Genomic DNA, 14,146 nt, shown 5'->3' with positions numbered 1-14,146 from the left:
CTGAAAGATAAAACATCCCCCGGCTTACTGCCGGGGGATGTTTTTTACTGTATGATTCAGATCTGTTTCTGCACCACGAAGCATTCCGGAGCACCGGGACCTGCGTTCAAAAAACGTTGATGGAGCACATTGTAGGTTTTATTGGACAAAGCGGCAAAGAAACCAGTCAGCTCGTGGCGTTCCCTGTCTCCTTCCGGATGGCCGGGGTAGGCACAGAGGACAAGCACACCGCCCGGCAGCAGGAGATCCAGTGCTTTTGATACTGCCTCCCGGGTTGTTTCCCAGAATGTTGTGACCGTATGGTCTCCGCCGGGCAGCCAGCCCAGGTTGAATACCACTGCCCTGACGGGTTTGCTGACATGCTCGTCCATATGCTGGTGACCGCAGCAGAACAGATCCGCCCGGTCCAGGAGGTTTTCCCGGCGCAGAAGAGCTTCTGTGGAGGCAACAGCCTGTTCCTGAATATCAAAAGCATATACGTGCCCCGAAGGACCGACTGCTTCACAGAGGAAGGCGGTATCATGACCGTTTCCCATGGTGGCGTCAATGACGGTATCCCCGGACTGCACCGCACAGGAAAGTATTTCCCTGGCCAGATACCTGGCTGATTTCAATTCATAACTCATATTGTAAAACCCTTTCAAGTTCAAGGACTGACCTGCCGGTTCACTTTACTAAAAAGAAGAACGGTTATAATATCCATTATCCCTTTCCGTTTGTCAACATGACACCGGAAACAGACAGCGGGAGTTATGGACAAAACCGGATGTGAGGTATACAATCTGCAAAGAAACCGTCCAGCGGAAGGGGAGAATCCGGAGTGAAGAAAAGAACGACACTGATAGTGCTTCTATTTCTGCTCGTTTGCATATGTGCATGCGCCGGTGCAGAGGAAGCAGAGGAAGCGAAGGAAATCAAAACCGGGATCGAGTTTTCGGCCAACGGCAAATCCAGCAACTTTGAAGATATGCAGGATGATGATTTCAGAACCTACTTTCCATTGAAGGAAAAGAAGGGATGGCTGGAGATCCACAGCGAGACACCCGTGGGCGGCGTTTATGTGAAGCTGTTTGAGAAAAACGGAGCGCCGGTTGAGTACGCGATCCAGGTGAAAGCCGGTGACGACGAATGGGAGACGGTTGCCGAGGGCGGACAATATCTGGTTCACTGGCATCCGCTGAAAGAAGCAGTGAATGATATCCGCATCGCCGGGAACAGCAAAGAAAGGATCCGGATTGCCGAACTGCTGCTGTACACTGAAGGCAAAAAGCCCGGAGATGTCCAGGACTGGCAAACTATAGACAAATGCGACATGATGCTGCTGTCCGCCCATCCGGACGATGAGATCCTCTGGTTCGCCGGCCTGCTCCCGACCTATGCTGGCGAGAGAAAGCTGAAGGTGCAGCTGGCGGTGATGGCGCCGACAGGCGGAGAACGCAAACTGGAGCTGCTTCACGCCATCTGGCACTGCGGAGTGACGGCTTATCCGGAATTCATCGGGCTGGTGGATAAGAACGGGAAAACCGTGGAGGGACAGTATACGGCCTGGAAAGGAAAAAACCGGGTGCTGGGTCTTGTCACTGAAGTGATCCGGAAACATCAGCCGGAAGTGATGGTTACCCACGGTGAAAACGGTGAATACGGCCACGGTGCCCACAGGACGGCCTGCGCTGCGGCGAAGGAATGCGTGAAGCTTGCCGCAAAAGAAAGCAAGTTTCCCAAGAGCGCCAAGCAATACGGTACCTGGCAGGTCAAGAAACTCTACCTGCATGAATACAAGAAAAACGTAATTCCGTGTGACTGGACGGTACCGCTGGAAGCCTTTGGCGGAAAAACCGGCTTTGAAGTGGCGGCGGAAGCCTTTGAATTCCATCGCAGTCAGGTCCGGCGAAACTGGCAGTTTGAAGCGGTCGGTCCCCATGACAATACTCTGTTCGGACTGTATTTCACCAAAGTCGGACAGGACACGGGAACCGGTGATTTTATGGAAAATATTCAGTAAACTTATATAGACAGGAAGTCCGGCCCGGCAAGGCCGGACTTTTTTCATAAAATATTTTTTCGGGTGGAGGAAGATGTTCAAAGCAGCACCTGCGAGTAACCAAAACCTGGAAGGAATCCACACGGTATGTAACCGTGGAAAAACACGTTGACAATTGCATGGATATAGATAAAAATGTACCCGTGCAATCATTGTCAGACGGTTCTGCAAACCGGAAAAAAGAAGTGAAGAAAGACCGGACAGAACAGGTTTGTACAGTATAAAGGAGTTTCTGAAATCATGAAGATTCTGAAGAGAATTTGCCTGCTGACTGCAGCTGTGATGATTCTGCTGACTTCCGCTGGAATGGCGGACAGATATCATGTTCTTGACGCCGCACTTTCCATGCTGGAGGAAGGGAATCCTTTCCTCACAAGGTATAACGAGGATACCGGAGCCGGCATTGAAGCGAGATATCCGCTGGGATGCCCGTATTTCTGGGGCGGACGGGACACAGAAAAGATACTGAAGCCTGCTCATCCGGAACAGGAATCGGATTATTACAAAACAGAGAATCAATATCTCTACGGCCTGGACTGTGCAGGCTTTACAAGATGGGTGGTTGAACAGGCGGGATATACGCCACATGATTCCATTTCCAACCTGCTGAACAAGAATAAATATAAAGAGTATGTGATTTACAAGGCAGCCAAAAAGACCGGAAACAAACGGGTGGAAGAACTGAACGTCGGCGATATCCTTTGCATTCAGCATGAGGATGGAAGCTATCATTCAGCCATGTTTATCGGTACCCTGCTGGATTACGGATATACAGCCCGGTCCCTGCCTGAGGACCTGCGGCCTTATCTTCACTATCCGCTGCTGATCCATGCAACCGGCAGCAGCGTCTATTATGAACGCTACAGGAACTATCTGGAAGGACAGGGGGACACAACGACCCAGCCGCCCTACGGAGGAGTTATTGTGACGCTGCTGGATGCGAATCCGGAAGACGCCGCCTATCATACGCCGGCGGTTCTTGACCTGGAAACCCGCTGTTTCGACCTGGAAGGATATCATCTGCAAGTGACGGATCTTTCCGGAGAAAAGCAGACACGGTGGATCCGCTGGAGGCAAAAACCCGCCCGGTAATCAAAAAAGGGATCCGGAGGGACGGAAAAGCTGAAGAACGGCACTGTATTTCCGGGTTGTGAACATCCTGCCGGACTTCGCTTTATCCACAGCCTGAAGGATGAACAGAAAGCCAAAGATTTCCGGAAAAACAGGATATAGGTGGTCAAGCCCGGTTGTTTTACGCCGGGCTTTTTGTTATACTGAAATGACAGGAATCATCCTTTCCCCAAAGCAAAAAACAGACAAGACAGGTGAAAACGTTGATGAGAAAGAACTATCTGGCTGGAATAATCGCACTTATGATCCTCATTCTCGCGGCTGTCCCCGCAATGGGTGAGATCAGCGCAAAAAATACAGAAGCAAACGGAAAAATCACAGAGACTGTATGGGTGGATGACAGCGGAAACCCGGCGGCGGGACCGGAAGGATATGCACGCGTCAAGTACAGCTACAAACGGGATGAAACCATTGAGCAGTATTATGACACAGAAGGACTTCCATACGAAGTCAGCGGCGGATATTACGGCAAGCGGACCGCAAAGGACGGCCGTGGAAACATTACGGAAATTGAATTCCTGGATGCGAAGGGCAACCGGGTGGAAAACCGGCAGGGGTATGCCCTGGTGGTCATGACATATTTCGGTTTTGGCGAGATCCGGAGCATTACCTATTACGGAGCCAACAGAAAACAGGTCATTGTACCGTCCCTTGGTTATGCATCCGTATACTGTGAGTACAGCGGCAAAACGATGACATCCCGCACATTCCGGGATACGAAGGGCAATCCGGTGGAATGCGTTGACGGTTATGCGGTTGTCCGGCAGAAAATTGATAAAAAATACCGGGTGCTTTCCATCCGCTATGACCATGCCGACGGAAGCCCTGCGACCGGCCCGGACGGATGGTTCCGGTGTGTGAAGAACCGGGACGACAAGGGCAGGATTACCAGCATCAAGTATTATGACGTAAACGAGCAGCTGACCGACAGGGGCGCGGGATACGCCTGGGAAGAGTACGCATACGACGGAGACAACATCGTAAAGGTGACCCGGCGGGATCTGAATGACGCGGCGGTTGCTGACAGCGCCGGTGTGGCAACAACTGTCAGGGAAATGAAGGATGACCGCATTGTGAAGGAAAGCTTCCTGGACAGCGAAGGGAAACGAACCAACAACAGGCTGGGAGTCGGGGCGGTGCTGTACAGCTACGATTTCCAGGGCAGACTTGAAAAGGTGCTGTACCAGGATACGGAAGGGAATCCTGCCCGGTGCAGTGAAGGCTATGCCGGATATATGGACAAAAAAGATGAGGACGGGGCGACGATCAGCCGTATTCTCCTCGGAACGGACGGACAGGCCGCGGAGGTGTCCGCGGGCTACAGTGAAATCCGCTATTTCTATAACGAATATAAACAGCTTTCATCAACGCGGTATTACGATCTGAACGGACAACAGGTACAGGTTCAATAAGAGGCGGAGGAAGATAAAATGGATGTCGGAAAGCTGAACGCTCCCTATCAGATTACGGAGATTGATCCCTGGCTTGCCCCGTATGAGGCAGATATTGTTCTGCGCATGGACCGGTTCAAGGAAAAACGCCGGCAGCTGGTGGACGGGGCAGCTTTCCTGTCCGATTTTGCCAACGGATATCTTTTCTTTGGCTTCCACAGGACGAAAACCGGATGGGTTTTCCGGGAATGGCTTCCCGGTGCAGATGAAGTGCGCCTGATGGGCGACTTTAACCAATGGGACAGGGAATCCCATCCGCTGACCCGCGGAGAGAACGGCGTATGGGAAATTGTCCTTCCAGGAGAGGACAGCCTGCAGGAAGGACAGAACGTCAAACTGTGGATCCGGAAAGGTGAAAGCTGGTTTGAGCGGCTTCCGGCATACAGCACCAAGGTTGCGATGGATCCGGAAACCAGTCTGCTTTGCACACAGGTTCAGGATCCTGAAAAAGAGTACGCATGGACAGACGCGGCGTTTATGGCTGCAGCGCCGGACGCACCGCTGATCTATGAGGCTCATGTCGGCATGAGCCAGGACAAGGAGGGAATCGGTACCTACCGCGAATTCGCGGAAAACGTACTGCCCCGGGTAAAGGATCTCGGATACAACACCATACAGCTGATGGCCATCCAGGAACATCCCTATTACGGTTCCTTCGGCTATCAGGTGACAAACTTCTTTGCAGCCGCCCACTGGTACGGTGATCCGGAGGACCTGAAGTACCTGGTGAATACCGCGCACGGAATGGGAATCCGTGTGCTGCTGGACGTTGTACACAGCCATGCGTGTCCCAATGTGGGAGAGGGACTGCAGTTCCAGGACGGTACGGAGGATCAGTATTTCCTGGCCGGAGGACAGGGATGGCATCCTGCCTGGGGCACAAAGCTGTTTAATTACGGACGGACCGAAGTGCTTCATTTCCTGCTGAGCAACCTGAAATACTGGCAGACACAGTATCATTTTGACGGCTTCCGGTTCGACGGTGTAACCAGCATGATCTATCATGATCACGGACTGGGAAGCGCATTTACGAACTATGACATGTATTTCAACCTGAATACGGACCTGGAGGCGCTGAATTACCTGCAGCTTGCGAACGAACTGATCCACGAGGTCAATCCGAACGCAACCACGGTGGCGGAGGATATGAGCGGTATGCCGGGCATGTGCCTGCCGATTGAACAGGGAGGCATCGGGTTTGACTACAGGCTGGCCATGGGCGAACCCGATTACTGGATCAAGCTGCTGAAAGACACCCGGGACGAGGACTGGAACGTGAACAGCCTGTGGTACGAGATGACTACCCGCCGTCCCATGGAAAAAGTGATCGGATACTGCGAAAGCCACGACCAGGCGCTGGTGGGCGATAAAACAATCATATTCCGGATGGCAGACGCCGAGATGTACACGGGCATGATGAAGGAGTATCACTCCCTGACCATGGACCGGGCCATAGAACTGCACAAAATAATCCGCCTGTATACGATGAGCCTTGGGGGGAACGGATACCTGAATTTCATGGGAAACGAATTCGGTCATCCGGAATGGATTGATTTCCCGAGGGAAGGCAACGGCTGGAGTTACAAATACTGCCGGAGACAATGGTCCCTGGTGGATAATCCACAGCTGAAATTTGAATGGCTGAATGATTTTGACAAGGCAATGATCAACCTCGCGAAGGAACGGAAGCTTCTGGATGATCCGAACGCGGTGAGCCTGTGGATCGATCCTGAGAGGAAGATCATTACTTTCAGCCGGGGCGGTCTCCTGTTTGTGTTCAATTTCCACAACAGCTATTCCGAACAGCAGTTTTTCCTCCATGCCCATACCACGGGAGAAGGATCATACAGGGTAATCCTGAGCACGGATGAAAAACGCTTTGGCGGCGCCGGACTGATTGATCACGATTATATCTACCAGACAACCTATACAGAAGGACGCGGCCTGGGATTTGACGTATACAGTCCCTGCCGGTCAGCTATGGTTCTGGAAAGAATATCAGAGTAAAGGAGACCGAGAATGATTTTCCGGAAGGAAGGAAATGCCCTGACAGCCAGCCGGGGCGGAGAAACGCTTCGGATTGAAGGATGGGGTAAAAACGCGCTGCGTGTACGCGCGGTCATGTATGATACGTGGATCAGCCGGGATTATGCCCTGACAGAGAAACCGGCGGATACGGAATGTGTAATTCAGATCGGCACGGAAGAGAATCCGGACGGAAGCGGCTGTGTTCCCTGTGCTGAAATCCGGAACGGGCGCGTCCGCGCCACCGTGAATTTCGCCGGCGTGATCAGTTTTTACCGCGACGGGAAACTGATCCTGCGGGAATACTACCGTTCCTACGGCGGTACACTGGTGCAGACCAGCCGCTGCCTGAAGATCGTGAACAGGGAATGGAAGGGCAATATCGGCGGCAGCGAGTATACGCTGACGGTCCGTTTCGATCCAAACAGGGAAGAAAAGATCTACGGCATGGGCCAGTACCAGCAGCCGGACCTGAACCTGAAAGGCACCATGCTGGAACTGGCACAGAGAAACAGCCAGATTTCCATACCTTTCATGATCAGTTCCCTGGGATACGGCCTGTTGTGGAACAACCCGGCAGTGGGAAGAGTTACCTTTGCCAGCAACATGACGGAGTGGGTTGCACGAAGCACGCAGCAGATGGATTACTGGATCTGCGTGGGAGAAAACCCGAAAGAAATCCTGGAAGGATATACCGCCGTGACAGGACGGGCTCCCATGTTTCCGGACAGCCTGATGGGACTGTGGCAATGCAAGCTGCGCTACCGTACACAGGAGGAAGTACTTACGGTTGCCAGGCAGTACCGGAAGGAAGGCATCCCGATCGACCAGATTGTAATTGACTTCTTCCACTGGACAGTCCAGGGAGACTGGAAGTTTGACAAAACCTACTGGCCGGATCCGAAGAAGATGGTGGATGAACTTCACAGCATGGGCATCCGCGTCATTGTTTCCGTATGGCCCAGTGTCGACCGGCGGAGCGAGAACTTCGGACCGATGATGGAAAAGGGCCTGCTGATCCGTACGGAGCGCGGCGCGGCACAAACCTATGATTACCAGGGGGACTGTGTCGAAATTGATCCCTTCAATCCGGAAGCAAGGCAGTATATCTGGGATGTCTGCAAAAAGAATTACTATGACCTGGGCATTGACGGTTTCTGGCTGGATAATTCCGAACCGGACTACGGGGTCTATGACTTTGAAAACTACCGTTACTGCACGGGACCTGCCCTGAGCTGCAGCAACCTGTATCCCCAGATGTTCTCCAGGGCCTTTTATGAGCCCATGGCCGCCGAAAAAGGCATCGAGGCCGTGAATCTGCTGCGGTGCGGATGGGCCGGCAGCCAGAAATACGGGAACGTCATCTGGTCCGGCGACGTTCCGAGCACTTTCGAATCCTTCCGGGAACAGCTGCAGGCGGGACTGAACATTGGACTGGCGGGCATCCCGTGGTGGACGACAGACATCGGCGGATTTATGACAGATGATGTGAATGATCCGGCCTTCCGCGAACTGCTGATCCGCTGGTATCAGTTCGCTGTTTTCAGCGCCGTGCTGCGAATGCACGGAGACCGGGGACCGTACAATATTCCGCCGCTCGATGAGCGGGAACGGGGAGGCGGCTACCTCCATACCGGCCAGCCGAACGAACTCTGGAGCTACGGGGAAGACAACTACCGCATCATGCGGAAGTATTATGACGTGCGGATTGCCATGCACGACTATATCCGGGAGCTGTACCGGGAAGCCCACGAAACCGGGGCTCCGCTGATCCGGACGATGTTCTTTGAATTCCCGGAGGACGCCAGATGCTGGGAACTGCAGGATCAGTACATGTTCGGAAGCCGGTACCTGGTTGCCCCGGTGCTGGAACTCCATCAGCGGGAACGGCAGGTTTATCTTCCTGAGGGACGTTGGAAAGACCTGAACAGCGGGGAAATTCTGGAAGGCGGACACACTGTCACAGCCCCGGCGCCGATTGATGTGATTCCTGTGTATGAAAAGGTGTAAAATACCCCCAGAAAATCCTTGTACTAATTGAAAAATAAGGCTTGCTATGCGCAGGGAAGTATGCTATACTTTCCTGCGTATGGTTTCCATACGATTAAAAGCGGCGCAACGCCTTGAAAGAAGGGTTTAACGTAAGGAACGGAAACAGCCTGAAGGCCTTCGGAGACCGGTATGGGGACGTGTTCCCGGATACGGTCAGCGCTGGCTGATGGAGGGCTTGTTTTCCGCTCTTTTTCATTGCCCGGAAAGGATGGGAGACTGACAGATGGCATCGAAGACGGAATCGCTTACCGGCCTGGAGGCGAAGGCTCGTGCCGTTGCAGAGCAGATGGGCTACGAGCTCGTTGATGTCTGCATGGATAAAGAGCCGACAGGAAAGTATCTGAGGTTTTACATCGACAAGGAAGAGGGCGTAAGCCTGGATGACTGCGAGGCATTCCACAAAGCCGTCAGGACACCCGCTGACAGCGTGGATTACGACTTCATGGAAGTATCCTCTCCGGGCATTGACAGGCCGCTGAAAAAAGACCGGGATTTTGAACGGAATCTCGGTTGTGAGATCGAGGTTAAACTCTTCAAGCCGATAGACGGGACAAAGATACTTACCGGTGTCCTGGCTGGTCTTGAAGAAGGAAACATCGTGATCGACACAGGTGAAGGCAGGATGCTGGTGCCGCGGAAGGCGGCTGCGCTGGTCAAACCGGTGGTGGACATGGAAGGTATCGAGGACGTCGATCTTTCCGGCGATGATGAGAACAACACGGAGACGTGAGAAAGGACAAGAAACATGAAATCCGAAGTCATAGACGCAATCAAAATGCTGGCCAGAGAAAAGGAAATCCCTGAGGAGGCACTTTTCAAGACCATTGAGGAGGCCCTGAAGGCCGCATACAGGAAGAACCTGCCGAAGACGGAAACTGCTCCGAACAACCTGGACGTTACTGTAAACCGCCAGGACGGCAGTATCTCCGTATATGCCCGGAAGCTGATCCTGGAGGATGAGGAGATTGAGGATCCCACCAACCAGATCAGCCTGAAAGAAGCGCAGAAGATCAATTCCTCCTATCAGATGGGGGACATTGCCGAGGTGGACGTTACACCCAACGGCTTCCTGCGCGTGGCTGCCCAGACGGCCAAGCAGGTAATCATCCAGCATATCCGTGAAGCTGAACGCGGAAAGATCTATGACGAATATATCGAAAAAGAAAGTGAAATCCTGACCGGTATTGTTGAGCGGATTGAACCCAAGGCCGCGTATATCGACCTGGGCCGTACTGAAGGCGTGCTGGAAAAGGATGAAATGATCCCCGGCGAAGAACTGCACGACGGAGACCACATCAAGGTTTATATCCTTGAAGTGCACAAGACGAGCCAGAATGCGGGATACACTCCCCAGGTTTACGTCAGCCGGATCCACCCGAACCTGGTCAAGCGCCTGTTCGAAATGGAAGTGCCTGAAATCGCAGGCGGCATCGTAACGATCAAGAATATTGCCCGCGAAGCCGGAAGCCGTACCAAGATCGCAGTCCACAGCGCTGACGTGATGATTGATCCCGTCGGTGCCTGCGTCGGACAGCGCGGCGGCCGTGTGGACCGCGTAGTGACTGAACTGAAGGGCGAAAAGATTGACATCATCAAGTGGTCCGGCAACCCTGCTGAGTTTGTGGCCAACGCCCTGAATCCCGCCCATGTGCTGAGCGTGTATCAGGCAAAGGATGAAAAAGCATTCCGCGTGATCGTGCCGGATAACCAGCTGAGCCTGGCGATCGGCAAGGAAGGCCAGAATGCCCGCCTGGCAGCCAAACTGACCGGCTGGAAGATCGATATCAAGAGCCAGAGCCAGGCTGCCGAGATGGATGACATGGTGGACGACAACGGCCAGATGACCGAATTTGTCCAGGTGGAGACGCCCGCATACGACAGCTTCACGATGGACTTCGACGACAGCGTAGGCGGCGACGACGACACGATGTAAGAAGGATACCGTTGGGCATCCGGATACAACAAAGCGTGGAGGTTCTATGAAACCAAAGAAGATCCCGATGCGGATGTGCGTCGGATGCCGCGAGATGAAAGAGAAGCGTGAACTGATCCGGATCGTCAGAACTCCGGAAGGGGAAGCGGTTCTGGATCCTACCGGAAAGAAATCCGGACGGGGCGCCTATGTCTGCCGCCGGGCGGAATGCCTGCAGCGGGCAATCCGGCAAAAGCAGCTGGAAAGACAGCTTGAGATCACACTGACACCGGAAATTACCGAAGCGCTGACCGCTGAAATGGAACGGCTGAACGCTGACGGGAGTGATCCGGAGTGAACGATCAGAAAGTGAAAGGCATGATCGGGCTTGCGGTCAGGGCCAGACAGGCTGCCGCAGGAACGGACGCCTGCAGGATCCTGATCAGATCCGGAGAATGCGGTGTTCTGCTGATTGACAGCGGAACTGCAGATAATACCCGGAAAAAGGCTGAAGAGATGTGTGAAAGGACAGGAACTCCCCGGAGAATCCTGCCGGAAGGACTGATCGAAGCAGCTACGGGGAAGAGCAACATGATTCTGGGACTTCGGAAAGGTTCCTTTGCGGAACAGATCCTGAAAGAGTCCATGAACGAAAAGTAAGTATTACCTGAACCAGAAACAAGAGTTCAAATGAGCGACGGGGGGAAACAACACCGAATGGCGAATGTGAAATTAAAAGATGCCACGAAAGAACTGGTAGAGGAGGCTTCCGGCATTCTGGAGGAAGCCACCAGAATCCGGAAGGAAGCGGACGGCCTTTTTGACGCGCTGAAGCGGCTTGATTCAGAAATGAACCGCCAGGCCGAAGAAGAAGCCGCACGCCGCAGGCAGCAGGAACAGATGAAGGCGCAGTCTGCCCATACGAAGGCGTTCACGATGCTGGACGACGACGAGAAGCAGATGATGGAAGCCGCCCGCAAGGAAGAGGCTTCCAAGGCAGCTGAACCCGCACCTGAGAAACCTGCGAAGAAAGCCGAGGAACCCGCCAGGAAAGAAGCGGAAGCCCCGGTGGCAGAGAAACCCGCAGAGCCCGCCAAACCCGCCGCGGAAGAAAAGAAGCCTGCAAAGAAGATTGAATCCTACGTGGCTACGCCGGATGATCCGGATCCCAGCCGGCCTGCCGCGCCGAAGAAGCCTGCTATCGGTCAGATTATGAGCAGGCCGGGGGATAATCCTCCGCCTGCCAGGTCGGCTCGTCCCGCCGGACAGCAGGGCCCCTACGGCCGTCCTGCCGGACAGCAGGGTCAGTATGGCCGTCCCGCGGGTCAGCCCGGTCAGTACGGACGTCCTGCCGGACAGCAGGGTCAGTATGGCCGTCCTGCCGGACAGCCCGGTCAGTACGGACGTCCTGCCGGACAGCAGGGTCAGTTTGGCCGTCCCGCCGGACAACCCGGTCAGTATGGCCGTCCTGCCGGCGGCCAGACGGGCGGACCGCGTCCCCAGGGCGGCGGTTTCGGCGGCGGACGCCAGGGTTCCGCCGGCGGCGGAAGACAGCGTACGCCTGAGCTTGCCGTGCCGATGGAAAAGGAACGGGTGTCGAATTACGATCCGAACAAGAAGAACTACATCCGTCAGCACGATCCGGAACATGTGAGCCGGAACCGGAAGCAGGCGAGCAAGAACGCCCACTTCAACGGTTACGATGACGAGGTGATCCGCGGAGGCAAGCGGGCACGCGCCAAGAAACCGAGTGCCCAGCAGATGATGGCCCCCATCAAAATCGAAACCGCCTACATGGCCGGCGACACCATCACTGTGCGCGACCTGACGGAAAAAATCGGTAAGTCTGCCAGCGAAATCATCAAGAAGCTGTTCCTGCTGGGCAACATGGCCACCATCAACAGCGAAATCGATTTTGATACAGCCCAGCTGGTCTGCTCCGACTTTGAGATTACACTCGAACGCAAACAGGAACAGACAGCCGAAGCTGCCCTGGTTGCCGAAGACTTTGACGACGCTGAAGAAAACCTGCAGCCCCGTCCTCCGGTGGTTACCATCATGGGTCACGTTGACCATGGTAAGACCAGCCTGCTGGACTACATCCGCAAGAGCCGTGTGACTGCCGGTGAAGCCGGCGGCATCACCCAGCATATCGGTGCCTATACCGTGGACGTGGACGGAAGGAAGATCACCTTCCTCGATACACCCGGCCATGAAGCCTTTACCGCCATGCGTGCACGCGGTACCCAGGCAACGGATATTGCCGTACTGGTTGTAGCCGCAGACGACTCCGTCATGCCCCAGACGGTTGAATCCATCAACCATGCAAAGGCGGCGGAAGTGCCGGTGATTGTCGCTATCAACAAGATGGACAAACCGGACGCGAACCCCGACAGAGTCAAGCAGGACCTGACACAGTACGGACTGGTCTGCGAAGACTGGGGCGGCGAAACCATCTGCGTCCCTGTTTCCGCAGTAACCGGACAGGGTGTGGATGAGCTGCTTGAAATGATCCTGCTGCAGGCGGATATGCTGCAGCTGCAGGCGAACCCGAACCGACTGGGCAAGGGTGTCATTATTGAAGCGAAACTGGACAAAGCAAGAGGCCCGCTGGCCACCGTGCTGCTGCAGAACGGTACACTGCACGTTGGAGACAGCATTATCGCCGGTCTGGCTTCCGGTAAGGTCCGTGCCCTGATCAACGACAAGGGTGAGCGGGTCAGCGAAGCCGGTCCGTCCATGCCTGTCGAAATCATGGGCTTCGATGATGTACCCAGCGCCGGCGATGAAATGATTGCCGTGGGCGATGATCACCTGAGCCGCCAGGTTGCGGATGAACGCCGTGAAAAGATCAAGGCCAGCCGTGAGGCCACCATGGCCAAGATGAGCATGGAGAACCTTTTCTCCTCTATCGAGGCCGGTAAGGTGACCACACTCAACCTGATTATCAAGGCAGACGTGCAGGGCTCTGTGGAAGCTGTAAAGCAGGCTATGGAGAAGCTGAGCAACGACGAGGTGAAGATCCGCGTGCTGCACAGCGCTGCCGGTGCGATTACCAAGGACGACGTCAACCTGGCCGCCGCTTTCAACGCGATTATCATCGGCTTCAATATCCGGCCCGACGCTTCCGCCCGGGAGGCTGCCGAGAAGCAGAAAGTCGATGTCCGGATGTATACGGTCATCTATAAGGCAATTGAGGATATGGAACTGGCCATGAAGGGCATGCTTGAGCCTGAGTACCGGGAGGTACTCCTGGGCCATGCGGAAGTCCGGAATGTTTTCAAGATCACCGGTTCCGGTATCATTGCCGGCTGCTATGTTACGGACGGCAAAGTTCAGCGGAATGCCGGCGTACGCCTGCTGCGTGACAACGTGGTGGTGTTCGAAGGCAAGCTGAGCAGCCTGCGCCACCTGAAGGACGACGTGAAGGAAATGGCCGCCGGATATGAATGCGGTATGAGCCTGGAGGGCCATAACGATATCAAGGAAGGCGACGTGGTCGAGTGCTACATTATGGAGGAGATCCCGCGCTGA

11 protein-coding genes are annotated in these 14,146 nt (G+C 54.5%); 10 read left to right on the top strand and 1 reads right to left on the bottom strand.

Going from position 1 to position 14,146, the window contains the following annotated elements:
* Positions 1–56: 56 nt before the first annotated feature.
* The gene (locus JRC49_00925; protein QTE71426.1) at positions 57–626 is read right to left on the bottom strand and encodes a class I SAM-dependent methyltransferase; all 570 of its coding nucleotides are present in this window, start codon (positions 624–626) and stop codon (positions 57–59) included.
* A gap of 194 nt (positions 627–820) precedes the next feature.
* On the opposite strand from JRC49_00925, the gene JRC49_00920 reads away from it, so the two are divergent.
* From JRC49_00920 to infB, 10 genes are all read left to right on the top strand, one after another.
* Entirely contained in the window at positions 821–2,002 is a 1,182-nt protein-coding gene (locus JRC49_00920; GenBank protein ID QTE71425.1) for a PIG-L family deacetylase, read from the top strand.
* Between the two features lie 279 nt (positions 2,003–2,281).
* Positions 2,282–3,133 (top strand): C40 family peptidase, encoded by an 852-nt coding sequence (locus JRC49_00915; protein ID QTE71424.1) that lies wholly within the window; start codon positions 2,282–2,284, stop codon positions 3,131–3,133.
* A 245-nt stretch (positions 3,134–3,378) separates the two neighbouring features.
* Positions 3,379–4,584 (top strand): hypothetical protein, encoded by a 1,206-nt coding sequence (locus tag JRC49_00910; protein QTE71423.1) that lies wholly within the window; start codon positions 3,379–3,381, stop codon positions 4,582–4,584.
* Positions 4,585–4,602: 18 nt separating this feature from the next.
* Positions 4,603–6,630: an alpha amylase C-terminal domain-containing protein gene (locus JRC49_00905; GenBank protein QTE71422.1), complete on the top strand. Its 2,028-nt coding sequence runs from the start codon at positions 4,603–4,605 to the stop codon at positions 6,628–6,630.
* 12 nt (positions 6,631–6,642) lie between these two features.
* Positions 6,643–8,658, top strand: coding sequence for a glycoside hydrolase family 31 protein (locus JRC49_00900; protein QTE71421.1), 2,016 nt, complete (start codon positions 6,643–6,645; stop codon positions 8,656–8,658).
* Between the two features lie 265 nt (positions 8,659–8,923).
* Positions 8,924–9,430, top strand: coding sequence for a ribosome maturation factor RimP (locus tag JRC49_00895; protein QTE71420.1), 507 nt, complete (start codon positions 8,924–8,926; stop codon positions 9,428–9,430).
* Between the two features lie 15 nt (positions 9,431–9,445).
* Positions 9,446–10,633 carry a transcription termination/antitermination protein NusA gene (gene nusA, locus JRC49_00890; GenBank protein ID QTE71419.1) on the top strand — a complete coding sequence of 396 codons (1,188 nt, stop codon included), beginning with the start codon at positions 9,446–9,448 and terminating at the stop codon, positions 10,631–10,633.
* 46 nt (positions 10,634–10,679) lie between these two features.
* On the top strand, positions 10,680–10,970 hold the full coding sequence (locus tag JRC49_00885) for a YlxR family protein (GenBank protein ID QTE71418.1): 291 nt from the start codon (positions 10,680–10,682) through the stop codon (positions 10,968–10,970).
* Positions 10,967–11,272 (top strand): hypothetical protein, encoded by a 306-nt coding sequence (locus tag JRC49_00880; GenBank protein ID QTE71417.1) that lies wholly within the window; start codon positions 10,967–10,969, stop codon positions 11,270–11,272. Before JRC49_00885 ends, JRC49_00880 begins: the two co-directional genes overlap by 4 nt.
* Positions 11,273–11,329: 57 nt before the next feature.
* Positions 11,330–14,146, top strand: coding sequence for a translation initiation factor IF-2 (infB, locus tag JRC49_00875; protein ID QTE71416.1), 2,817 nt, complete (start codon positions 11,330–11,332; stop codon positions 14,144–14,146).

The sequence above is a fragment of the Clostridiales bacterium FE2011 genome (genome assembly GCA_017569305.1).
Lineage (GTDB): Bacteria > Bacillota > Clostridia > Christensenellales > Aristaeellaceae > Aristaeella.
This window is presented reverse-complemented; position numbering and strand designations above follow the sequence as displayed.

Excerpts from the sequence above, each read along its gene's own strand:
- JRC49_00915 (QTE71424.1), top strand. The coding sequence starts at position 2,282 with ATGAAGATTCTGAAGAGAATTTGCCTGCTGACTGCAGCTGTGATGATT.
- infB (QTE71416.1), top strand. The coding sequence starts at position 11,330 with ATGGCGAATGTGAAATTAAAAGATGCCACGAAAGAACTGGTAGAGGAG.
- nusA (QTE71419.1), top strand. The coding sequence starts at position 9,446 with ATGAAATCCGAAGTCATAGACGCAATCAAAATGCTGGCCAGAGAAAAG.
- JRC49_00925 (QTE71426.1), bottom strand. The coding sequence starts at position 626 with ATGAGTTATGAATTGAAATCAGCCAGGTATCTGGCCAGGGAAATACTT.
- JRC49_00910 (QTE71423.1), top strand. The coding sequence starts at position 3,379 with ATGAGAAAGAACTATCTGGCTGGAATAATCGCACTTATGATCCTCATT.
- JRC49_00905 (QTE71422.1), top strand. The coding sequence starts at position 4,603 with ATGGATGTCGGAAAGCTGAACGCTCCCTATCAGATTACGGAGATTGAT.
- JRC49_00885 (QTE71418.1), top strand. The coding sequence starts at position 10,680 with ATGAAACCAAAGAAGATCCCGATGCGGATGTGCGTCGGATGCCGCGAG.
- JRC49_00900 (QTE71421.1), top strand. The coding sequence starts at position 6,643 with ATGATTTTCCGGAAGGAAGGAAATGCCCTGACAGCCAGCCGGGGCGGA.
- JRC49_00895 (QTE71420.1), top strand. The coding sequence starts at position 8,924 with ATGGCATCGAAGACGGAATCGCTTACCGGCCTGGAGGCGAAGGCTCGT.